Consider the following 22085-nt stretch of genomic DNA (forward strand, 5'->3'; position numbering starts at 1 on the left):
GAACAATACGTCACATTGGGGCAAAACGAGAGTGGCTACCTATTCGCTTTTGATATCATTTTCCAGCGCGACAATCAGGCTGGTCATATCCGCCGGCAATTCGGCTTGAAACTCACAATACTCTCCAGTGGCTGGGTGAATCAGCCCCAATTTCCGGGCATGTAGCGCTTGGCGGGGAAATTTGTGCAGCGCCTGACGCAACGCGTCGGTGGCACCGGCAGGCTGCTTAAGACGACCTCCGTAGAGCGGATCACCCACCAGCGGATAGTTGCGATGGGCCATATGAACGCGAATTTGATGGGTGCGACCGGTTTCCAGTTGCACCTGAATCCGGGTGTGAGCCCGGTAACGATCAAGCACCCGGTAGTGAGTCACCGCATTTTTTCCGCCGGTTTTCACTACCGCCTGCTTCTTGCGGTCCACCGGATGACGCCCCATGGGCGCATCCACCTTGCCACCGCCGGTCATCACCCCCACGGCAATGGCCTCGTATTGCCGAAACAGACTTTTGTCTTGAAGTTGCGCCACCAGGCTCTGATGAGCTTCCAGAGAACGGGCCACCACCATTAACCCGGTAGTATCACGGTCCAAACGGTGAACAATACCCGCACGGGGCAGGCTGTTAAGGCGCTCGTCCAGGTGAAGCAGACCGTTAAGCAATGTACCGTCTGCGTGGCCTGCGGCCGGATGAACCACCAGCCCGGTGGGCTTGTTAATCACGATCAGGTCGTCATCCTGATAGACTACATCCAGATCGATGGACTGAGGCTGATCATCCAATTCAGGCTCAATTTCCACTTCCAGAGTCAGCGATTCATTACCGGTCAGCTTCTCTTTGGGCTTGGTCTGGGCACCGTTGACCGTCAACACACCATTCTTGATCCAAGTCTGCAGGCGCGAGCGGGAAAACCCCTCGAACAGCTCCGCCGCTACCTGATCTACCCGCTGCCCGGCGTGCTCCGGCTTCACCTGTTCGGTGCGCTGAATTTTTTCGCCGCCAAGATGTCCCATATAAAAGGTTCCTCAACCTGTGCTTAAATACCCAATTCGCGAATTGTAACCCGTTCAACGAGGAAAGAATGCCACGACTTTTATGGCCACTACTGTGTCTACTGATTCTGGCCGGCTGTGCCGGTAGCCCTGAAGATCGCCCGGAGCTCACCGAGACCGATCAATATCGGGAAGCCAGCGAGTCCATTGAATCTAAAAACTATCTGACGGCCATCGACCAGCTCAAGGAGCTGGAAGCGCGCTTTCCTTATGGGGATTATGCTGAACAATCCGCACTGGACCTGATTTACGCGCAGTATAAGTCGGTGGATTACCCTGCCACAGTGGTAGCGGCCCAACGCTTCATGCGCAACCATCCCGCCCATCCACGCATGGATTACGCGCTGTACATGCGCGGGCTGGCCAACTTCAACATGGAGAAAGGCCTGTTCGACAACATGGTCACCTCCGACCGCTCCAGCAAGGATATGGACGCCGCAAAAGACTCTTTCCGTGATTTCGAACGCTTGGTAAGCCGCTTCCCCGACAGCGAGTATGCCCCTGACGCGCGAGCTCGAATGGTACATATTCGCAATCAATTGGCCCGCCAAGAGCTGCACGTGGCCCGCTATTACGCTCGCCGCGGGGCCATGGTGGCCTCAGTGAACCGGGGCCAATACGTGGTCAAACACTACCAGCACACCCCTGCGGTAGAAGAAGGCTTGGCCATTATGGTCAAGGGTTACCAGCGGTTGGGGTTACCGGAGCAAGCCGAAAAAAGCCGCGCCGTGCTGGCCTTAACCTGGCCGGACAGCGGCTTTCTGAACGACGACCAACAGGTGGAGCTGGCTTGGTGGCCAGATGAAGATGACGGTTTGCTCAGTTTGCTAACGTTCGATTTACTTTAAGAGGCGCCGCACGCGCTACAAGCAGCATAGTCAAAAGCCCGTCTCCGTCCTTACGGGCTTTTGTATTTTGCGTGCAAGCATGCTGCATGAGGCGTGCTGTTCGCTTGTTCGCTAGTCTCCCGGCCGCCAACCGTTAGTCATCGGGTAACGCCGGTCTTTACCGAAGGCACGGCGGCTGACGCGGGGGCCGACGGCAGCTTGCCGACGCTTGTATTCATTACGGTCCGTGAGTTTCACTACCCGGTACACCGTTTCCCGATCAAAGCCATCGCGAATCACCGCTTCGGCGCTCATATCCTGTTCCACGTAGCGTTCCAGAATCGCATCCAGCTGGTCGTAGTCAGGCAGGGAATCGCTGTCTACTTGGTCCGGAGCCAACTCCGCAGACGGCGGACGGGTAATTACCCGGTCCGGAATGATTTCCGCGCCGGCTTGTTGGTTACGCCAGCGGCACAGGTTAAACACGGATGTTTTGAAGACATCCTTGAGCACCGAGAAGCCCCCGGCCATGTCGCCATACAGGGTGGCATACCCCACCGCCATTTCGCTTTTGTTACCGGTGGTCAACACCACTGAACCGCTCTTGTTGGAAAGCGCCATCAATAGCACCCCGCGACAGCGAGCCTGGAGGTTTTCTTCGGTGGTGTCCCGGGTTGTGCCCGCAAACGGCTCCCTGAGAATATCCATAAATCCATTGAACGCCGCTTCGATGGGCAGCGTTCGATAATGAACCCGTAGGGTGCGCGCCTGTTTTTCGGCATCCTCTAGGCTCATGGCAGAGGTGTACTGAAACGGCATCATCACCGCTTCCACCCGTTCGGGGCCAAGGGCATCCACGGCCACTGCCAGCGTCAATGCAGAATCAATCCCCCCGGACAGCCCCAACAGAGCGCCCTTGAAGCCGTTTTTGTTCACATAGTCTCGAGTTGCCAATACCAAGGCTTGATACATGCCCGCTTCCGGCCCAGGCAGCGGCAGCTCCTCACCACGGGGCTCACAGTGCCCCTCTTGGCATTGCACATCCACCGGCACCAGCGCTTCGGTAAAACTGGCAGCCTGTACGCAGCGATTGCCTTGGCTATCGCAGACAAACGAGGCCCCATCAAAAACCAGCTCATCCTGACCACCCACAAGGTTGCAATACAGCACCGGCAAACCGGTTTCCCGGCCACGGGCCTGAACTTGGGCGAAGCGCTCATCAGCCTTATTTGCACGATACGGTGAAGCATTCAGGTTCAACACCAAATCCGCACCCGCCTGCTGTAACTGGGCCGCCGGGCCATCATGCCAAATGTCTTCGCAAATAGTGATACCCAGCGTCCAACCGTTGATATCAAAGGTGCAGGTCTCGGTGCCCGGTTGGAAATAGCGTTTTTCATCAAATACCCGGTAATTGGGTAGGTGTTGCTTGAAATACTCATGGCGGGGAACCGACTCACCGGGAAACACCACGCCGGCCGCATTGCGCCGGTGGCCATTACGTACCGCCGGATACCCCAACACCACGGGGATCGAAACCGCAGCCCCGATGTCCTCCAAAGCCGCATCCACCCGGCTGTTAAGACTCGGCCGCAACAGCAGATCTTCCGGCGGGTAGCCGGTAAGCATCAGCTCCGGAAACAGAACCAGGTCCGCTCCCAGCAATCGGCGCGCTTCGTCTGCAGCAGCAATAACGCGCTGGGCATTACCTTCGATATCGCCCACCAGCGCATTCTGCTGGGCCATAATAATTCGCATGATCAACCGGCCTTTCCTCGAGTGAGCGCTGATTGTACTCTTTAGCCGGCAATCGATGAATGCGCCAAAAACATAGACTGGCAAAAACACCGCACCGAAGGGGACCTCCATGGGGCTAATTCGCCTGATTATTATCGCCGCGCTGATCTACCTAGCCTGGCGGGTTATAAAACGATTACTGGCCCAGGCCAAACCCACGGGGCCAGACCATGCTTCTGGCAAACCGCAGATCATGGTCAAATGCGCACAATGTGGCGTTCATGTTCCTAGCCCCGAAGCCTTCAGCCATAACGGGCAGCATTTCTGCAGCCAGGACCATCAGCGCCAATATCTGGAACACCATGATCGCTAGCCAAGGCTGGACACCGGCACGCATTTATAATGTTTACCGCATTGCTATCGCCTGCGTGCTGCTGCTGTTGCACTACGGACCAGAAAAGGCATTGCTCGGTACCCATTTCCCCGCCCTTTTCCAAACGACCCTTTTTCTTTACCTGGGCCTGACCCTGGCCTCCGCTACCCTAGACAACAAACGACGTAGGCGGGCTTTCCCTGCGTGGGCACAACCAGCAGCGTTAATCAGTGACCTAGGGATGCTGACAGTGGTGGTGCACTCCAATGGTGGCCTGGAAGGCGGATTGGCGGTACTTTTGCTAGTAACCGTTGCCGCCGGCAACATTCTTTTGCGCGGCCGCCAAGGCTTTCTTATCGCGGCACTGGCGACCCTATCCGCCATGTTCGAGCAGTTTTATTTTTCCATCCACACACAGCTCTCATCACCGTTCGCTCTGACCGAATCCGGTTTGCTTGGCATTGCGTTTTTCATGGTGTCGCTGATTATTCAGCAAATCGTCCAGCGCCTAGAGCAAACAGAGAGGATCACCCGTCAGCAACAAGTTGCCATTGAGCGACTGGAAGCATTGAACCAACAAATTGTGCAGCGCATGCGAACGGGGATTCTGGTTTTCGACAACAATTTTCATGTTCTCATGTCCAACCAATCCGCCAATAACCTGTTCGACAACCCCATGTTGGGCAAACACTTACCGGATTCATTAACCACTCGTTTCCATCGCTGGCAAGATAACCCGCTTCTGCCCCTGCCTACCCTGCGCGTCTCTGAGCAGTCTCCCTTACTGAGCCCCCGCTTCGCACAGCTGGATACCGGGCATGAAGAACTGACGTTACTGTTTCTGGAAAATACCGCACAAATCGCACAGGAAGCCCAGCAAATGAACCTGGCCTCCTTGGGGCGTCTGTCCGCCACTCTGGCCCACGAAATCCGCAACCCGCTCAGTGCCATAAACCACGCCTCCGATCTATTGCTTGATGGCGACCCAAGCCCGGAAGACCAACACCTGTTACAAATTATCCGCAACCATGTGACCCGGGTGAACGGCATTATTCATGATGTTTTGGATCTGTCACGTAGACCAAAAGGGCAAGCGGAACGGTTTACCTTGCCACCACTGGTGCAGGAAATAACCGAGCAATGGGAAATGAAAGGCAACACCGGCCGAATTGTTCTCCACTGTCAGCCGGATGTGGAAGTACGTTTTGATCGCAATCAGTTGATCCAGGTCCTAGATAACCTGATCGGCAATGCGCTGCACCATGGCGGCGACCTCTGCGAGGTTACCCTGCAATGCGGATACCATGACCGCACCGGATTGCCCTGGCTAAAGGTGCAAGATAGCGGCCAGGGCATCAGCACCGAGGCACGGAATTATCTCTTCGAGCCCTTTTACACCACCGCCAAAGACGGCAACGGACTGGGCCTTTATCTGTGTCGTGAACTGTGCCATGCCAACCAGGCCACACTGGACCTGGAGGAAACCCCGACAGGGGCCAGCTTTGTGATAACCTTTGCTCACCCGCACCGACAATTTCAATAACAGAATCGCCTATGAGTGCAGACACACCCCACGTATTGGTTGTTGACGACGAAGCTGACCTGCGAGAACTGCTGGTTATCACTCTCGGCCGCATGAAACTTCAGGCCACCGCCGCCGACTCCCTGTCCGCCGCCAAACAACAGCTTAGAGAGGCACACTACGACCTCTGCCTGACAGACATGAATCTGGGGGATGGTACCGGCCTGGAACTTCTCAAATTCATTTCACAGCACTCCCCAGCCATGCCCACCGCCGTCATCACCGCCTACGGCAGCATGGAAACTGCCACCGCTGCGATGAAATACGGCGCTTATGATTTTATTGCCAAACCTGTGGCGCTGGATCGGTTACGGCAATTAATCGAAGACGGCTTGGGCATCAGTGAAATCGAAGAGCACCATGAAGAGGAAGACAATCTGATTGGTGATGCACCGAGTATGGTGGCACTGAAATCCCAAGTCAGGAAACTGGCACGCAGCCAAGCGCCCATCTATATCAGCGGCGAGTCAGGCAGCGGTAAAGAACGTATTGCTCGATTGATTCATACCCTCGGGCCGCGTCGGGAAAAACCCTTTGTGGCGGTCAACTGCGGCGCTATTCCATCGGAGCTGATGGAAAGCGAGTTTTTCGGCCATCGAAAAGGCGCGTTCACCGGCGCGGTAGAAGACCGCAAGGGATTGTTCCGTGAAGCCGATGGCGGCACCTTGTTTTTGGATGAAGTGGCCGACCTTCCTTTGCACATGCAGGTAAAACTGCTGCGAGCCATTCAGGAAAAATCGGTACGACCCGTCGGTGAAGCCAAGGAGTTTCAGGTCAATTTGCGCATTCTCTGTGCCACCCACAAAAACCTGGAAGACGAAATGGAAGAGGGGCGTTTTCGTCAGGATCTGTTCTATCGGCTTAATGTTATCGAAGCCCATGTTCCACCACTACGCGAACGGCGAGAAGACATTCCCAAACTGATTCAGCATATCCTCAATCGGCTCAGCCAGGCTTGGGATATCCCTCCCCCCAGTGTCAGCTCTGACGCCGTAAGCGCCATTGGAAACTACGCCTTTCCCGGCAATGTCAGGGAGCTGGAGAATACTCTGGAGCGGGCACTGACCCTGTGTGACGGCAACACCATTCTCCCCGAGCACCTGCGCCTGAGCTCAAGCCATCCGGCGCCGGTGGCAAACCGCTATAGCTCCCCTGTATCATCACCGGCACCACCGGCAAGACCCAGCGAACAGCCTCTGGAAGAGTTTCTTCAAGAAATCGAAAAGCAGGAAATTCTTAAAGCGCTGGATATCACCCACTGGAACCGCACCGCCGCCGCCAAAAAACTCGGCATGACCTTCCGGTCCTTGCGTTACCGATTGAAAAAGCTGGAGCTGGACCGAGATGGCGGTGAGGCAAGCGATAACGAATAAGGCTCGGGATCAATAAAGGGTTGCTCGCCAGTGATCAACTGGGCGAGCAACTCCGCACTGGCTGGCGCAGAAACCAACCCGTTTCGATAATGGCCAACAGCAGCAAAAATCCCATGAGTTCCAGGTACCGGCCCGATAAAGGGGATATCCCGCTTACAACCCGGCCGTACTCCAGCCCAATGAAAGGCTGGCGTAGAGGATGCCAGTTCCGGCCATAACCCCGCTGCCAACCGCTCCAACTGATAACGCCCTGCCACCGTCGGATATGTCGTATTATCCCCTTTCCTCAAGGTTGACCCCACCAGCACGGAACCATCCTGCCGGGGGATCATATAACCACGCTCAGTTAACATAACCGCAGGCACCTTATCAGGTTTCATGCGGTACAATAACATCTCCCCTTTTGCTGGAAAAAGCGGCAGCCCTGTCTTCATTGACGACAAGAGCTCTGCGGCCGCATGCCCGGCACTGATAACAACGGTATCGCTTTGCCATTGCCTACCATCAGTGGCCACAACCCGCCCACCATATACCGAAGGCAGCACTTGATTGACCTCTGCCAATTCAAAGCGAACCTCCAGCTTTTGCAGATACGTTCGCAGGATCTTCAACAAGCTCGGATTACGAATATTGCCCAGCGAGGGGAACAAAAACCCAGCACCAACAGTTGCGCCGGGCATCAAATTACCAGCCGACATCGCTCGCACAGGAACTCGCCAGCGCTCAGCCCATTGATGAGCACGAACCGCATCCTCACCGGCTGTTTTTACCCACAGGCCACCGCCATGCAGCACGGCATTACAGCCTGGAATCTCCGCTGCGACGCATTCATCTAGAATCTGCTGATAGCGGGAAAAGGCGTCCACGGACAAGCGATTCATTGCATCGGAATAACGCCAAGCATATAGAGGCGAAAGAATGCCACCACCGGCCCAAGAAGCCGGCGGATATGGAACTGGAGCGTCAAGAATCGTTACTTTCCTGCCGCGCCGTGTAAGCTCAAGCGCACCAAGAAGGCCGACAATTCCACCACCTACAACGAGTACATCAGACATGGCAATACGAGGAAACGACAGACATTAAGAATGGCAACAATAGCACAACCACCCTGCGCATTCCCGCGTAGGCTTTTATGCCGTGCTATGGGAGCCTAAACGATGGCCCGCCACTATCCATACCCGCAACAATACGGCTTAACATTGATTGAATTACTGACAAGCATCACTATCGTAGGTGTTCTTTCTGTCTGTGCCTCCCATACCTGGAGCGACCTCATGCCCCGCTATCAGGTTCGCACGGCCACCATGACATTACACAGCATGATAAGACAAGCTCGTGCTGGAGCGATCACCGATGGTAACCGCATGCTGTGCGATGGACAAAACGGTTGTAATAAATTCGAGGAAACACAACAGATTTGGATGGGGTTTGATCGAAACAATGATGGAAGCCTGAGCACATCCGAAATTATCGAACACTATCAACTGCCCGGAGAAACTCGTCTGATTTGGAAACGTTTCAAAGGAAACGCACTAGTCTTCCACAACCGGGGGAACAGCCACTTCCAGAACGGTAGCTTTTATTTATGCAATCCTGTCGCGGCCAGGAGAATTATCATGAACTGGATTGGCCGCCCCAGAGTCGAAACGGCCAAACCCGAAGACTGCAATTAGTGCTCTTTCCAGGAATCATCCGTGCCAATAGTGCAACCAGAGACTTTCATGCATGTTTGCCCCTCACTATTGAGCTTCAGCACTTCCGTCCCTGTCATTAAGCCCGTTTTCGGCGTCGTGGTAATTTCATACTGCTGGCTTCCGGTCCCTGTCACTGAAATTGCCGTAGAGAAATAGTCACTATTGGCAAGCACTGGCGACAACTCCGACAATTTAGTATTCGCGTCTTCATAGGAGAAATTCTTGGCGCGGTAACGCTCCAGTGCTCCCGATAGAGCCATCATCTCCCCTTGCGCTTCCGCCTGTCGGGTATCCTGAACATAGCGCGTATAACTGGGGTAAGCGATAGCGGCCAAAATAGACACTATCACTACCACAATCATCAGCTCAATCAGGGTGAAGCCTTGCTGCTCCAGACGGCGTTCGTTCATCTTGAGCGAGCTCATGGATTCATCCCCTCCAGCTTGAACTGGTCGGCTTCAGTTTTATCCATTTGGTACCAACGGCGCTTTCTCAAGTGATCAAAACCGTCATCGCTTATCTCCATGCACTCGGTACCAACACACCCGCCCCCTTCGCTAGAACCACTTGGGTTATCTGGATCAGGGAAGTCCGTAAATTGAGGGGGAATACCTGTCTGCTTCAGATCTTCACGTGGAGGCTCATCTGCCACACCATCATTGTTGTAATCGATCCCCTTCCCGTTGAGAAGATTAACGCGATACAGCGCAGCAGACCCGTATGTCACCGCGCAGGGAGACTCTTGCTGATCCTGCCTGGTGGGAGAATACGAAGTGGCCGCCAAAACCGAAATCGTATTCTTTTGATCATCCACTGTGGTGTACACCGTTGGAGAAGCCAAAATCTTTTCACCGTCCAGCTCCATAGGATAAAACCAGCCCTTATCCCCGGAATCAGGCGTTTCAGAAGAGGCATTCGTCAGGTTTTCCAATCTTACTTCCGTCGGCGCCGCCTGCGCCGCAGTCATTGCGGTCTCATCCTTCACCACGAACAGCATATCGTCCACGCTTTCATCCAGAGGATGCGAGCGATAGCCTGAGCCGGCAACAACATAGAGCTTTTTCTTTCCTTCCTCGACTACATAAACCACAGCGGGTGCGTCATAAAAACGGCGATTGCCACTGGCACCCGCACCACCCAACTGAGCCAGTCGATTCACTGACATCTTCTTGCCGCCACTCTGATCAATATCGACCCGGAAAAGCTGCCCACCCAGATCGCCGAAATAAAGGAAATCGGCCAGCCCATCCAGATTCTTATCAACCACAGAAATACTGCCAGGAACAGACCATTTCATTTCACCGCCGCTGTGAGACCAAATCAACTTTCCGGTCTCTGCATTGACGATATAGACAGCATTCCCCACAGAGTCACCGGAGTTGCGAGCCTTACCCTGCTTATTGTCATTATCATCAGCACTGTAACCGCCGCCAAAGACAAGGACCGGCACTTTGTCATCGCCAACCATTATTTGCGTTAACGTTGGTGAAGACCAGGTCTGGCCAAGATCAGAAAACCCGTTAGTCTGCCCGCCTTCAATCTTCCATTTAACTTTGGGAGAGTTTTTACTGGATACATCCAGCGCATAGTAAGTACGCCCCCCTCTACGCATACCGCCGTAGAGGTATACATGCTCTGGCTTACCTGCCACCGGATCTGTGGCATTAGGCTTTCGCCACACAACCCAGCTGCCATCCAGACCATAGGTTTGGCGTCGATTGTCATTCGTTAAAGGGAAAGTGTCCGAAGTATACTTCTCTGCCTGACTAATAAACTCTTCCGGCATAAAAGCGTAATTTTCAGAACCATCGTCGGTATCGATCGCGTGCAACATGCCGCCATTGGTGGAAACAAACACCATGTTATTTTTTTCGTTACCACCGTAGTTAACCAGTACCGGAGCGCTGTGCAGAGGGTCTCCCCACTGGGTCTTTAGCTTATCGGAAACAGCCAGAACCTCATCATCATCGGCATTTTTATCAAGCCCCAAGAACTCGGCCCAATCTTCCGGATCATCTTCAACCTCACTCCAATCCAGTTTTTTTATCGATGTTCCGGTATTGTAATAAAGGTTACGGTTTACTAACTCCCCGCGAGCACCGCCTTTTTCCACATCAACGCCATCGTCTTCGTCACTCCAAAAACTACGAGAGTCTTTTTTAAAGTAGCCGGTTTCAGGATCAATCACATTAACGCCTGAAGCGCCCACAATATCACCGTCTTTCAGACGATAACGTTTGAGATTCCCTTCCCAATTACTATTTTTATTCGGCGTAAAAACAGCGTAATAAAGCTCATCAAGGTACGCGAACCGGTTCATCTGGTTTACCGCCACACCAGGTGAGGAGAGGGTACGTGAATCTTTATCGACCAAATTTAGAATCTCAGTGAAAGCCTTGGCCAGACTCTTTGCATCATCAGCATAACGCACATCTTCTGAGCCGCCAGCCTTAGCCACACGCCCCATATTCTTCACTTCGTCGGAGCTCTCACCAACACCCAGCGCCACTTGCCATGTTTGAATTCTTTTCTTTTTATCCTCCCCTTCGCCATTGAGCATTTCAGCTAGTCGTGCCTGACAGGCATAGCTTCTTTTTTCGGAAGTTTTTCCATAAAAACCATCAGTATAATACTGACAACTTCCTGACATTCCCGAAATATTATTAACTGATTCATAATCAGTGTCTTGGGTGGGGGCCCCGTCTGTCATGACGATAATGTGGTTGCTTTCACATTGATTATTTATATTCATCGGCGAAACATAGCTACTAGCGTAAGTTGTCTCAATCTCCCATTTCTTACAATCTCCATTTTTCTTTCTTTTTTTACACACCTCCCCTTGATCAATATTGACAGCCAATCGAGGCTCTTCCCGTACGGCCTCTCCTTTTTCCGCATACCCACTTGGACTGCCCCCCAACATATAACGAGCCACTTCGCTATACGCTTCCATCGAAGGAGTATTAGATGTAGCGTTCAACCCATTGACCAATTGCTTAACTTCAGCTCTAGCCGCATCGTCCATTTCTGAAACGGGATAGAAGACATACCCACCATAACCATTAGAATCGTAACCACCATTAAATTTCGCCACACCCACATCAATATCCGAACCAAGCTCATCAATCACTAACGAAAATGCTTCTTTAAGCTCCTGCATTTTAGTTTTAGAATTTCCATCGATTTTCCACCCCATACTCCCAGAAGTATCAATAAGAAAAAGCACATTCGCCTTAACTTTATTTTCCGAGTTATCCGCATTCGCCTTGGCAAAAAATATCTCGGTATCGTCCGCATACACACCAGTCGGCGCCAACGCACAAACCAGCATCAAGCCCATTACCGTTTTTAATGTACTCATATCTCCCCCTACTCGATTTCAGAGCCAGGCTTCAGGCCACGCTTGAGCGCTTCCTGAACATGGTGGTTATCCAGATTGAAGCTGGCCATGGAACTCTCACCCAGCATCGCTACCTTATAGTCCACATCGATCATTGAGCCCGCTGTCGTTCCAATTTCCGCCCCTTCCACAAGCTCATAGCCATTCAGCATGGAAGAAGTCTCAGCGACAATTAATCCTCTTGAATCAAGAGCATCGCCTTTAGCGCAAGCCCCACTCTTCGCAATATTTTTTTCGGTTACACAGCGGACGAGCAGCCCTCCACCTCCCAAGCTGCTATAGAGATCCGCACCCGACATATTATTTAGTTCCTTATACGCCCCGGCCAAACCTGTTTCCGCGGCTTCAAAAGTCATAGCGTCCGCTTGCGTACCCGTAGCCACCTTCGCTGAGAAGACACTGGATTTCATGGCTGACACGCCAAGCAAGGACACCACCACCAGAATCAGCAATGCAACCACCAAGGCCGCCCCTTGCTGGCTTCGCCATGTCGTAATATTGGTATTCATACGGCATCCCACTTGTAGTTTCGCAATTTGACTGTAGACATAAATATACGTCGAACAGAGCGATCCTCTGGCTCGTCCACTGTCTTGGTCAGCACATAAAATTTTCGGTTTCCATCGCTTTGTGGCAATGAATTACTTTCTTCCTTGAGCAGAAGTGAAAAGCGAACCGCAATGACTGGCGAGCTTCCCTGTGATCCAGCCTCGACATAACGGCTAACATTGGCATAGCCATCCTTGTTCTCATCTATGCCGTACAACACCTCAAAGGCCTCAACACCATCAAGCAATACCACTCCATTACCTCCAGTCAGACTGCCTTGACAGACCAGCTCGGCATCACTATTCACAAAATACGTATTCACCACTTCAATCAGGTCACTGACCACTGAGCCTTCACAATCTGATGTGCCGTGGTAACCCAGCGTGAGGCGATCATAATCGTTTCCATTGGCCGAGCCTGGCACCATGCCCGAAACCGCAAACCGAACCCCTTTCTCATCAGGCAATGCAGCAATTTCATCTCTTTCAAGACCCGCCCTACGCAAATCCGCCACCATAAAACGAACGAAAAGCTGGCCGTTCTCCTGAACCCGGGCCAACGTTTGCTGTAAGGCGAAAGATTGCTGATTAGCAAGAAACAGCTGCAAGGCGGCTCCGGTAATAAGCAGCCCGAGAAGCATCGCCACCATTAACTCAACAAGACTGAAACCCTTGTTTTTTTTCATCGCACCACCTCCAGGACCACGCAAGAAGTCCCCTCATCCGTATTAACTCCATCATTGGTCATGCAGTCATCCGGCGCATCGTCGTTCCAGCTAATCACCACACAGCTGATTCCAGCCGCGTGCTGGCATTCATCTACGGCGATCATTCCCGCGGGCAACCGGTTCGCCGCCTGCCACGCCAGCATGCTGATATCCCAAGAGGCAAGGTCATCGGCATTGCAGGAACTGGTAATGCAATCGTTCAGCGCAGCGGGCTTTTCCCCAGGGGTTGTACTCTCATCAGGCCATTGATCTACATCTATGTACTTCGCCATTGCGGTTTCATTGGCAAGAAATCGTTCCAGCGCATCCTGACCCAGCAGGGTTGCTTGCGCCCGATTGTTGGCATCTTCCGCTGCTTTCAGGGCGGTGAGCTGCATTCCGGCATACCCCAGTACCCCAATGGCCAGCACCAGCAAGGCAATCATTACTTCAATCAGTCCCACACCACGTTGTTGCTTTCCTGTGATTTTCATCAGCTACAACTCTTCACTTCGTTGGTGACCTTGCCAAAGGGCGACACAGTGATCGCTCTTCCTTCTTCTCCGCTACGGTTATCGCACAAAGAGAATTTCGCCTCACCTGCGCTGGACAGACCATTGCTGCGAAACTCGATTTTGTTCAGGCTGCTTTCAGAAACAATTTTACTACTACCAGTTGGCCGGAATTCCTGATCGTCCTCTGTGAGGACCGATGCTGGGTACTCGATCATCCAGCCAGCGCCCCAGTCATTACCGGAAATCGGTTTAAGGGTCACAGAAGTGCGCAGATTGATCGCCTGTATTCGTGCGGTGTTCACCGCTGTAATAAAGTCAGCGGCCGTGGAGCGCAGAGCATTTCTTTCCTGCAGACTATTAAACGCCGGCACGGCAATCGCCAAGAGAACGCCCGCCACGGCAATACCGATCATCAACTCGATAATGGTAAAGCCCGTCTGGTTGCCACTTTTTGATTCTATTTTCATCCCTGCCCCGGCCTATCTATTTTATTCGTGATATCACTCTAGCAAGCTCCGATATGCCATCAATTGAATGGAGACCAGTGGCCCCTTGCTGCCACCGAACGGTATAAGCTGCTGAAAAACAATAACTTTTGGTACTTTATGATGTGAGGGCACTCACACTTTACTCTTAAGAATAAGCAATTTTTTACTTATGAGTAAGACTAAGCAAGGCGACTCGGGAATGAACGGTCAAAAAGGCGGGACAAGCGCTACGGGCGTAGCGCCTTGGGCATGGAAAAGCGGATATTTTCTTCGCGGCCAGGGATTTCTTCGGCATCCTCACCGCCCAGGTTTTTCAGGGTAGCGATAACCTGTTGTACTAGATCTTCAGGCGCACTGGCTCCGGCGGTGACGCCGACGGCAGCTTTGCCTTTCAGCCAGTTCGCTTCAATTTGGGACGGCTCATCGATCAGATAGGCTTCGGCACCACAGCGCTCGGCCAGCTCACGCAGGCGGTTGGAATTGGAGCTATTCACCGAACCAACCACCAACACGAGGCCGCATTCCAGCGCCAATTGCCGCACGGCATCCTGCCGGTTCGTCGTTGCGTAACAAATATCTTCGCGTTTGGGGCCGAGAATGGCCGGGAACCGCTGGCGCAGAGCATCAATGACCCGGGCAGTATCGTCCACACTCAGGGTGGTTTGGGTCACGAAAGCCAATTTGCTTTCATCTCGCACCGTCAGGGCCGCCACATCAGCTTCGTCTTCCACCAGATAGATATCACCGCCAGAGGATTTATCATACTGCCCCATGGTGCCTTCCACTTCCGGGTGACCGGCATGGCCTATCAGGATGCTTTCGCGGCCCTCGCGGGCATAACGGATGACTTCCATATGCACCTTGGTGACCAGAGGGCAAGTGGCATCGAAAACCTGCAGCTGACGACGCTTGGCCTCTTCCTGCACCGCTTTGGAGACGCCATGGGCGCTGAAAATGACAATGGCGTCGTCCGGTACTTCGTGCAGCTTTTCCACAAACACCGCGCCGCGCTGACGCAGGTCCTCCACCACATAGCGGTTATGCACCACTTCGTGACGGACATGGATCGGTGGCCCGAACACTTCCAGAGCGCGGTTAACGATGTCGATGGCACGATCCACGCCAGCACAGAAGCCACGGGGATTAGCGAGACGAATTTCCATAATTCAGCTGATCGTTGACTGTGGATAATGGACAGCGGAATGCCAGAAACATTCCTCCTGCCCGCTGCTTGAACGCCCACCCATGAACGCTCCTCTCTTCACCGGCGACTGTCCACCGCCAACGGTCAATTGAGGGTTACAGGCTGCTCAGGGGCGTGACGTTCGATACCGATAATCTCCACTTCAAAGGTAAGATCCCGGCCTGCCAGCGGATGATTGAAGTCCACCATCACCCACTCATCGTCCGCCTTGGCGATCACGCCGGGCAGCTCGGCACCGGCCGCATCGGCGAAACTCAGCACCATGCCGGGCTCCAGGGAATCGTGCTCGGCAAAGGTGTCGCGGGTGAAATGCTGCACATTCTGCTCGTTGTACTCCCCGAAAGCCTTGGCGGCTTCCAGGAACACACTGCGACGATCTCCGGCCTTGAGACCACGAATGGCATTTTCAAAGCCCGGCAGCAGGGACTCATCCCCCCACACAAAAGAGGCCGGCTCACCATCGAAGGTGGAATCCAGGTCTGTACCGTCCATCAGACGCACGGCAAAATGCAGGGTAATCCGGGTCTCTGGGCCTGCTCGCAATAATTCAGTCATTGTCTTTGGGCTCCTTTCTGGCTCCCAGCAGCATATCCAGCAGAATCAATCCGGCACCGATAGTGATGGCTGTGTCAGCAATATTAAAGGCCGGAAAATGATAATCACCCCAATAGAAGTCGAGGAAATCCACCACATGCCCCAGCACCAATCGATCGTAGAAATTGCCCAGGGCACCGGCAAGAATCAGCGACAGGGCTACCCCTTGCAGCTTCTCGGCAGCGGTAAGTCGGGCCAGCCAGATCAAAATCATCACCGAGGCGCCCACCGCAATCGCCGTAAAGAACCAGCGCTGCCAACCGCCAGCATCGGCCAGAAAGCTGAATGCGGCGCCGCTGTTATAGGCCAGAGTCAGATTGAAGTGTGGAAACACTTCCAGCCGTTCATACAGGGAAAACACTGCCACCACTTCATGCTTGCTCCACTGATCCAGCGCGATAATCAGCGCCGTTAACCACAACCAGGACAGCTGACCGGGCAACCATTTTTTTGCGATTTCCTGCGTCTGGCGTCCGGTATTCGGCGTACCTTCAGGCATAGTGTCGAACCTCACCGTCACCATCCACATTGGTGATACAGCGCCCACACAGTTCCGGATGTTCAGCGTGGCTACCTACATCCGGCTGATGATGCCAACAGCGAGCACACTTGCTGTGATCCGAGGCCAGCACCTGTACTTTCAATCCCGCCACAGCAGTGTCTTCCAACTCCGCCGGGGCCTCCGCCAATGGCTTGAGTAAAGCGGCAGAAGTAATGGTGACAAAACGCAATTCATCGCCGAGACGCTGCAACAGCGCACTCTGCTCAGAGTCCACAAACAGCACAACTTCAGCGCTCAGGCTACCTTTGATCAACTTGGCGGCACGAGCCCCCTCAATGGCCTTGTTCACTGCCTGCTTGGCGTCCTGCACCTTGTCCCAGAACGCCCGCCCCATATCGGCATCATCGGCCAGCGCAAACAGGCCGTCGTACCACTCTGCCAGGAATACGGAATCGAGCCGCTCACCGGGCAGATTCTCGTAGATTTCTTCGGCGGTGAAGCTGAGCACCGGCGCCATCCAGCGCACCAGCGCCTGGGCGATATGGTACAACGCGGTCTGACAGGAGCGCCGTGCCACGGAATCGGCCTGGGTGGTGTACTGGCGATCCTTGATGATATCCAGGTAAAAACCGCCCAGATCCAGTGCGCAGAAGTTATGCAGCTTCTGATAAACCTGATGGAAGTGGTAGCCGTCGTACAGGTCTTTGATCTCGCCCTGCACTTGCAGCGCCCGATCCACAATGTAACGGTCCAGCGCCAGCATTTGCTCCGGCTGCAGCGCATCCGTGGCGGGTTCGAAACCGCTCAGATTGGAGAGCAGGAAACGGCTGGTATTGCGGATGCGGCGATAGCTGTCGCCCATCTGCTTGAGGATATCCTTGGACACGGACATCTCGCCCCGATAATCCGTGGCGCACACCCACAGGCGCAGAATATCCGCGCCCAAGTCATTCCAGACTTCCTGTGGGGCAATCACGTTGCCGATCGATTTGGACATTTTGCGGCCGTACTCATCCACGGTGAAGCCGTGGGTCAAGACAGTGCGGTAAGGCGCTGCATCACGAATTGCCAGGCTGGTCAGCAGTGACGACTGGAACCAGCCCCGGTGCTGGTCCGAGCCTTCCAGATACAGATCTGCCGGCGCGCGCAGCTGCTCGCGCTGGTCCAGCACGCAATAATGAGTAACACCGGAATCGAACCACACGTCTAGGGTATCGGTGACCTTGCTGTACTTGTCTGCGTCTTCACCCAGCAGCTCCACCGGATCCAGATCAAACCAGGCATCAATGCCTTCTTTCTCCACCCGCTCGGCGACCTGTTCGATCAGTGCCGGGGTTTGCGGATGCAGCTCGCCGGTTTCCCTGTTCACGAACAGGGCGATCGGCACACCCCAGGTGCGCTGACGGGAAATACACCAGTCGGGCCGATCAGTCAGCATGCCTTCAATGCGCGCCTTGCCCCACTCGGGCAACCACTGCACCTTGTCGACTTCCTGACGGGCGCGGGGCAGCAGGCCCGCCTGATCCATGGACACGAACCACTGCGCCGTCGCACGGAAAATCAGCGGCGTTTTATGACGCCAGCAATGCGGGTAGCTATGCTCAATTTTCGCCAACTTGACCAGATTGCCGCTGTCTTTCAGCGCCTCGATCACCGGCTCGTTGGCCTTGCTCACGTGCAGGCCACCCACCACCGGCAGATCGTCGCGGAACAGGCCGTTATCCAGCACCGGGCTGATCGGGTCCAGGTCGTACTGCTTGCCCACCACAAAGTCATCGGCACCATGGCCCGGGGCGGTGTGTACCAAGCCGGTACCCGCGTCGGTGGTAACGTGCTCACCGAAGATGACCGGCACCTGGGCCTCCAGGAAGGGATGCTGCAAAGCCATCATTTCCAGCTTGCTGCCTGTGACGGTCGCCGAACGGGACACATTGTCCAGCCCCCAGCGCGCCACCAGATCATCGGCCAACGCCTCAGCCACCAGCAACTCACGGGCCACGCCATCCAGCTCGCCGGAGAGCAGCACATAATCCAGCTCCGGGTGCACTGCCACCGCCCGGTTGGCCGGCAGAGTCCAGGGGGTGGTGGTCCAGATCACCAGCGCCGGGGCGCTGGCTTCAATGCCTGAGCGGGCAACGAAGTCCGCCACATCCACCACCGGAAACGCCACATCGATGGCCGGCGAGGTTTTGTCTTCGTATTCCACTTCCGCTTCCGCCAACGCGGAGGCGCAATCCAGACACCAATGCACCGGCTTGAAGCCCTGTTGCAGGTGTCCGTTGTCCACGATCTTGCCCAGCGAGCGGATGATGTTCGCCTCGAAGGCAAAGTCCATGGTCAGGTAGGGGTTATCCCAGTCGCCAAACACGCCCAGACGCATAAAGTCCGACTTCTGCCCGGCCACCTGTTTGCTGGCATATTCCCGGCATTTCTTGCGGAAGGTACCGGCGTCCACCTTGTGTCCGGCCTTGCCGACTTTCTTCTCCACCATCAGCTCGATGGGCAGACCATGGCAATCCCAGCCCGGTACATAGGGCGCATCGAAGCCCGCCAGCGTGCGGGACTTGACGATCATGTCCTTGAGGATCTTGTTCACCGCGTGGCCGATATGAATATCGCCATTGGCGTAGGGAGGGCCATCATGAAGAATGAACTTGGGCCGACCGGCAAAGGTCTCGCGAATCTTCTGGTACAGCTGCTTTTGCTGCCACTCTTTAAGCCGCGCAGGTTCACGCTGGGACAGGCCCGCTTTCATGGGAAAGCCGGTTTGGGGAAGGTTTAGCGTTGCCTTGTAGTCCGTCATGATTCCGCTTATTACACCGTAGGCATATCAAAAAAAACCCGGACCGCGTTTATGTCCTGCCGGATGGCAGTTTTCAACAGGTCCAGATCTGCGAATTTTTCTTCCGGGCGCACATAATGGCGGAAGGCCACTGTCAGGTGCGCGCCGTACAGGCTATCTTGATGCGTGCACTGAGCATCGCCTGAGCTACCCGCCGAATCACCGTAATCCAGCAGATATACTTCCAAACGGTTCTCCGTGCCATTCACCGTGGGGCGGGTGCCCATATTGGCGGCCCCGGGCTGGTCGGTAAGCCCTGCGCCTGTAACCGCCACCGCAAAAACACCATGCAAGGGGGACTGCAAACGTTTTAACGCCAGATTCACCGTGGGCAGCCCCAAGGTCCGGCCAATTTTGTCACCATGGCGTACCCGGCCACTAATGGCAAAAGGTCGCCCCAGCAAGCGCTCCGCTAGCGCGAAGTCACCCTCCCTTAGCGCTGCTCGCACCCGGGTGCTGGACACCCGATCGCCTTCAATTTCACAGGTAGCGGTATCGGTTACCGCAAAATCAAACTGTTTGCCGGCCTGCTGCAAATAGGAAAAATCACCGTCTCGGCCACAACCAAAACGAAAATCATCCCCCACTACCAGATACTCCACCCCCAAACCGTCTACTAATAAGCCCTTCACAAAGGCTTGCGCCGTCAGCGAGCGAAAACGCTCATCAAAACGCAGACACAGCACCTGATCTACACCGGCCTCGCGCAGGGCGATCAATTTGTCGCGCAGCGACATCAGCCGCGGCGGCGCTGTCTGAGGGGAAAAAAACTCCTGGGGTTGCGGTTCGAATAGCATCACCGTGGCTTTCAGGCCACGGCCACGGGCCTCTGCGATAACCTGATCCAGAATGCGCTGATGGCCCTGATGCACCCCATCGAAATTGCCGATGGTGGCCACACAGCCGCGATGCGTATCGCGCAGATTGTGAATGCCGCGAATCAGTCGCATCTCACCCTCATATCAAAAGACGCCCGATTATACAGAGTTGGGCAGGCCCACGACACACGCCCAAGCGCCACAATGCGAAATCACTAACGGCGCAAGTGCCGCACCCGCAAACCTAACACCACCAGTGACGACAAATAAATGGCCACGCCCGCAGCCACTATCAATGACAACCAGCCGACCCGAGGCCACACTCCGGGCTCATTCCAGGCTGTGGTCTGCAGTGAGAGCCAGTAACAGGCCGCCACCATGGCCGACCCGGCCAACATCATCCGCAACCATTGCAACCCCCAACCTGACAACGGCTGGTACACCCCACTACGGCGCAGGCCCAAATATAACAAACCGGCATTCAGCCAAGCCGATAGCGCCATGGCCGAGGCCAAGCCAACATGACGCCACTCCCACACCAACAAGGCACCCAGCAGCATGTTAGCCAACATGGCCAATACCCCGATGCGCACCGGGGTGCGTGTATCTTGGCGCGCATAGAACCCTGGCGCCAAAACCTTGATCAACATGGCGGCGAGCAAACCCGCGCTATACGCGCGAAGCGAGGCGGCGGTTTTCGTCACATCAAACGCGGAAAACTCACCGTATTGAAACAGGGTGGATAGCAATGGTTCGGCCAAAGCGAACAACGCCAAAGCCGCAGGCAAACCAATTAGCAACACCATCCGAATGGCCCAGTCCAAGGTCCGTGAAAACGCTTCCGCAGAAGCATCTGCATGTTTACTGGATAAGCTGGGCAGAATCACCGTGCCGATGGCCACCGCAAAAATCCCTAACGGCAGCTCAATCAAACGGTCCGTGTAGTACAGCCAGGTCACCGACCCAGTTTCCAGCATGGACGCCAGAATCGTATTGACCAGAGAATTGAGCTGGTAAACCGATGCCCCGAACAGGGCCGGCGCCATCAACTTCATGATCTTGCGAACACCGGGATCGCGCCAGCCCATGCGCGGGATCGGCATCAGGTTCAGCCGAGCCAAAAACGGCAATTGGAACAGCAGCTGCGCCATACCGGCAATCAACACCCCCCAAGCCAGCGCCACTGCCATGCGCTCCTCGGCAAAATGTGGCGCCAGAAGCAGGGCACAACCGATCAGGCTCAGATTGAGCAACACCGGCGTAAACGCCGGCACCGCAAAACGGTTCCAGCTATTGAGAATGCCACCGGCAAAGGCGGTAAGTGCAATGAAGAACAGGTAAGGAAAGGTGAGGCGCAACATCTCAACCGTTAGCGCCCGTTTTGCCGGATCATCCCCAAAACCCGGGGCGAATATCCAAATAATCCCCGGTGCTGCCAGCACCCCGACCAGGGTTACTAACATCAAAGTGCCGCCTAACGTGCCCGCCACTCGATCTACCAGCAACTTGGTCGCCGCTATATTGCCCTTGCTGCGATATTCACTAAGCACTGGCACAAAGGCCTGATTAAAGGCCCCTTCGGCAAACAATCGACGCAGAAAATTAGGAATTTTCAATGCCACAAAAAAAGCATCGGCACCGGCAGAAGCACCAAGCATTCTGGCGATAACCACATCACGCACCAGCCCCAGCACCCGCGACAGCATGGTCATGGTCGCCACCACGGCGGTGGAGGCCAGCAAACCTGCCTTTTTCGGGGGTTGTTCGGGGATATCAGTCATTGTCGCTCCAGGAAACCGGTGAAGGTTAACGAAAGGCCACCCAAACCGCT

Annotated in this window: 20 protein-coding genes; 5 read left to right on the plus strand and 15 right to left on the minus strand. The window is 54.6% G+C overall.

Annotated features, from left to right (window positions below):
• Positions 1 to 39: 39 nt before the first annotated feature.
• Complete coding sequence (rluD, locus tag ABNH10_RS05965) at positions 40 to 1011, minus strand: 23S rRNA pseudouridine(1911/1915/1917) synthase RluD (RefSeq protein WP_349385084.1); 972 nt, start codon at positions 1009 to 1011, stop codon at positions 40 to 42.
• A gap of 68 nt (positions 1012 to 1079) precedes the next feature.
• Between rluD and ABNH10_RS05970 the strand changes: the two genes are divergently transcribed.
• Positions 1080 to 1898 (plus strand): outer membrane protein assembly factor BamD, encoded by an 819-nt coding sequence (locus tag ABNH10_RS05970; protein WP_349385085.1) that lies wholly within the window; start codon positions 1080 to 1082, stop codon positions 1896 to 1898.
• Between the two features lie 111 nt (positions 1899 to 2009).
• On the opposite strand, the gene ABNH10_RS05975 is transcribed toward ABNH10_RS05970, so the two are convergent.
• A complete protein-coding gene (locus ABNH10_RS05975; RefSeq protein WP_349385117.1) occupies positions 2010 to 3635 on the minus strand; it encodes an NAD+ synthase in 1626 nt (541 codons plus the stop codon).
• Between the two features lie 109 nt (positions 3636 to 3744).
• Between ABNH10_RS05975 and ABNH10_RS05980 the strand changes: the two genes are divergently transcribed.
• From ABNH10_RS05980 to ABNH10_RS05990, 3 genes are read left to right on the plus strand one after another with little or no spacing between them, the layout of a single operon-like run.
• Positions 3745 to 3987 (plus strand): PP0621 family protein, encoded by a 243-nt coding sequence (locus ABNH10_RS05980; RefSeq protein WP_349385086.1) that lies wholly within the window; start codon positions 3745 to 3747, stop codon positions 3985 to 3987.
• Complete coding sequence (locus tag ABNH10_RS05985) at positions 3977 to 5530, plus strand: sensor histidine kinase (RefSeq protein ID WP_349385087.1); 1554 nt, start codon at positions 3977 to 3979, stop codon at positions 5528 to 5530. The genes ABNH10_RS05980 and ABNH10_RS05985 overlap by 11 nt, the downstream gene beginning before the upstream one ends.
• Before the next feature lie 11 nt (positions 5531 to 5541).
• The gene (locus tag ABNH10_RS05990; protein WP_349385088.1) at positions 5542 to 6942 is read left to right on the plus strand and encodes a sigma-54-dependent transcriptional regulator; all 1401 of its coding nucleotides are present in this window, start codon (positions 5542 to 5544) and stop codon (positions 6940 to 6942) included.
• On the opposite strand, the gene ABNH10_RS05995 is transcribed toward ABNH10_RS05990, so the two are convergent.
• A complete protein-coding gene (locus ABNH10_RS05995) occupies positions 6882 to 7997 on the minus strand; it encodes an NAD(P)/FAD-dependent oxidoreductase (RefSeq protein ID WP_349385089.1) in 1116 nt (371 codons plus the stop codon). The genes ABNH10_RS05990 and ABNH10_RS05995 overlap by 61 nt on opposite strands.
• Before the next feature lie 102 nt (positions 7998 to 8099).
• On the opposite strand from ABNH10_RS05995, the gene ABNH10_RS06000 reads away from it, so the two are divergent.
• Positions 8100 to 8615, plus strand: coding sequence for a GspH/FimT family pseudopilin (locus ABNH10_RS06000; RefSeq protein WP_349385090.1), 516 nt, complete (start codon positions 8100 to 8102; stop codon positions 8613 to 8615).
• On the opposite strand, the gene ABNH10_RS06005 is transcribed toward ABNH10_RS06000, so the two are convergent.
• The 12 genes from ABNH10_RS06005 to murJ form a co-directional block, all read right to left on the minus strand.
• The gene (locus ABNH10_RS06005) at positions 8612 to 9061 is read right to left on the minus strand and encodes a type IV pilin protein (RefSeq protein WP_349385091.1); all 450 of its coding nucleotides are present in this window, start codon (positions 9059 to 9061) and stop codon (positions 8612 to 8614) included. The genes ABNH10_RS06000 and ABNH10_RS06005 overlap by 4 nt on opposite strands.
• Positions 9058 to 11997: a PilC/PilY family type IV pilus protein gene (locus tag ABNH10_RS06010; RefSeq protein ID WP_349385092.1), complete on the minus strand. Its 2940-nt coding sequence runs from the start codon at positions 11995 to 11997 to the stop codon at positions 9058 to 9060. The genes ABNH10_RS06005 and ABNH10_RS06010 overlap by 4 nt, the downstream gene beginning before the upstream one ends.
• Before the next feature lie 8 nt (positions 11998 to 12005).
• Positions 12006 to 12545 (minus strand): PilX N-terminal domain-containing pilus assembly protein, encoded by a 540-nt coding sequence (locus ABNH10_RS06015; protein WP_349385093.1) that lies wholly within the window; start codon positions 12543 to 12545, stop codon positions 12006 to 12008.
• Entirely contained in the window at positions 12542 to 13270 is a 729-nt protein-coding gene (locus ABNH10_RS06020) for a PilW family protein (RefSeq protein ID WP_349385094.1), read from the minus strand. The genes ABNH10_RS06015 and ABNH10_RS06020 overlap by 4 nt, the downstream gene beginning before the upstream one ends.
• A complete protein-coding gene (gene pilV / locus ABNH10_RS06025; protein ID WP_349385095.1) occupies positions 13267 to 13785 on the minus strand; it encodes a type IV pilus modification protein PilV in 519 nt (172 codons plus the stop codon). The genes ABNH10_RS06020 and pilV overlap by 4 nt, the downstream gene beginning before the upstream one ends.
• Positions 13785 to 14273 (minus strand): GspH/FimT family pseudopilin, encoded by a 489-nt coding sequence (locus ABNH10_RS06030; protein ID WP_349385096.1) that lies wholly within the window; start codon positions 14271 to 14273, stop codon positions 13785 to 13787. Before ABNH10_RS06030 ends, pilV begins: the two co-directional genes overlap by 1 nt.
• 248 nt (positions 14274 to 14521) lie before the next feature.
• Complete coding sequence (gene ispH, locus ABNH10_RS06035) at positions 14522 to 15457, minus strand: 4-hydroxy-3-methylbut-2-enyl diphosphate reductase (protein WP_349385097.1); 936 nt, start codon at positions 15455 to 15457, stop codon at positions 14522 to 14524.
• Positions 15458 to 15582: 125 nt separating this feature from the next.
• The gene (locus ABNH10_RS06040) at positions 15583 to 16053 is read right to left on the minus strand and encodes an FKBP-type peptidyl-prolyl cis-trans isomerase (protein ID WP_155133324.1); all 471 of its coding nucleotides are present in this window, start codon (positions 16051 to 16053) and stop codon (positions 15583 to 15585) included.
• Positions 16046 to 16591: a signal peptidase II gene (lspA, locus tag ABNH10_RS06045; protein WP_349385098.1), complete on the minus strand. Its 546-nt coding sequence runs from the start codon at positions 16589 to 16591 to the stop codon at positions 16046 to 16048. The genes ABNH10_RS06040 and lspA overlap by 8 nt, the downstream gene beginning before the upstream one ends.
• On the minus strand, positions 16584 to 19397 hold the full coding sequence (gene ileS, locus ABNH10_RS06050) for an isoleucine--tRNA ligase (RefSeq protein WP_349385099.1): 2814 nt from the start codon (positions 19395 to 19397) through the stop codon (positions 16584 to 16586). Before ileS ends, lspA begins: the two co-directional genes overlap by 8 nt.
• A gap of 11 nt (positions 19398 to 19408) precedes the next feature.
• Positions 19409 to 20386, minus strand: a complete 978-nt coding sequence (gene ribF / locus ABNH10_RS06055; RefSeq protein WP_349385100.1) for a bifunctional riboflavin kinase/FAD synthetase — start codon at positions 20384 to 20386, stop codon at positions 19409 to 19411.
• 83 nt (positions 20387 to 20469) lie between these two features.
• Complete coding sequence (murJ, locus tag ABNH10_RS06060; protein ID WP_349385101.1) at positions 20470 to 22035, minus strand: murein biosynthesis integral membrane protein MurJ; 1566 nt, start codon at positions 22033 to 22035, stop codon at positions 20470 to 20472.
• Positions 22036 to 22085: the final 50 nt, after the last annotated feature.

It is taken from the genome of Alcanivorax sp. (assembly GCF_040119285.1).
GTDB lineage: Bacteria > Pseudomonadota > Gammaproteobacteria > Pseudomonadales > Alcanivoracaceae > Alcanivorax.

Bases quoted from the DNA above. Each gene is read 5' to 3' on its own strand.
- ispH (WP_349385097.1), bottom strand. From the start codon at position 15,457: ATGGAAATTCGTCTCGCTAATCCCCGTGGCTTCTGTGCTGGCGTGGAT.
- murJ (WP_349385101.1), bottom strand. From the start codon at position 22,035: ATGACTGATATCCCCGAACAACCCCCGAAAAAGGCAGGTTTGCTGGCC.
- ABNH10_RS05985 (WP_349385087.1), top strand. From the start codon at position 3,977: ATGATCGCTAGCCAAGGCTGGACACCGGCACGCATTTATAATGTTTAC.
- ABNH10_RS06015 (WP_349385093.1), bottom strand. From the start codon at position 12,545: ATGAATACCAATATTACGACATGGCGAAGCCAGCAAGGGGCGGCCTTG.
- ABNH10_RS06005 (WP_349385091.1), bottom strand. From the start codon at position 9,061: ATGAGCTCGCTCAAGATGAACGAACGCCGTCTGGAGCAGCAAGGCTTC.
- ABNH10_RS05990 (WP_349385088.1), top strand. From the start codon at position 5,542: ATGAGTGCAGACACACCCCACGTATTGGTTGTTGACGACGAAGCTGAC.
- ABNH10_RS06020 (WP_349385094.1), bottom strand. From the start codon at position 13,270: ATGAAAAAAAACAAGGGTTTCAGTCTTGTTGAGTTAATGGTGGCGATG.
- ileS (WP_349385099.1), bottom strand. From the start codon at position 19,397: ATGACGGACTACAAGGCAACGCTAAACCTTCCCCAAACCGGCTTTCCC.
- ABNH10_RS05980 (WP_349385086.1), top strand. From the start codon at position 3,745: ATGGGGCTAATTCGCCTGATTATTATCGCCGCGCTGATCTACCTAGCC.
- lspA (WP_349385098.1), bottom strand. From the start codon at position 16,591: ATGCCTGAAGGTACGCCGAATACCGGACGCCAGACGCAGGAAATCGCA.
- rluD (WP_349385084.1), bottom strand. From the start codon at position 1,011: ATGGGACATCTTGGCGGCGAAAAAATTCAGCGCACCGAACAGGTGAAG.
- ABNH10_RS06030 (WP_349385096.1), bottom strand. From the start codon at position 14,273: ATGAAAATAGAATCAAAAAGTGGCAACCAGACGGGCTTTACCATTATC.
- ABNH10_RS06010 (WP_349385092.1), bottom strand. From the start codon at position 11,997: ATGAGTACATTAAAAACGGTAATGGGCTTGATGCTGGTTTGTGCGTTG.
- ribF (WP_349385100.1), bottom strand. From the start codon at position 20,386: ATGCGACTGATTCGCGGCATTCACAATCTGCGCGATACGCATCGCGGC.
- ABNH10_RS06040 (WP_155133324.1), bottom strand. From the start codon at position 16,053: ATGACTGAATTATTGCGAGCAGGCCCAGAGACCCGGATTACCCTGCAT.
- ABNH10_RS05970 (WP_349385085.1), top strand. From the start codon at position 1,080: ATGCCACGACTTTTATGGCCACTACTGTGTCTACTGATTCTGGCCGGC.
- ABNH10_RS05995 (WP_349385089.1), bottom strand. From the start codon at position 7,997: ATGTCTGATGTACTCGTTGTAGGTGGTGGAATTGTCGGCCTTCTTGGT.
- ABNH10_RS06000 (WP_349385090.1), top strand. From the start codon at position 8,100: ATGGCCCGCCACTATCCATACCCGCAACAATACGGCTTAACATTGATT.
- ABNH10_RS05975 (WP_349385117.1), bottom strand. From the start codon at position 3,635: ATGCGAATTATTATGGCCCAGCAGAATGCGCTGGTGGGCGATATCGAA.
- pilV (WP_349385095.1), bottom strand. From the start codon at position 13,785: ATGAAAATCACAGGAAAGCAACAACGTGGTGTGGGACTGATTGAAGTA.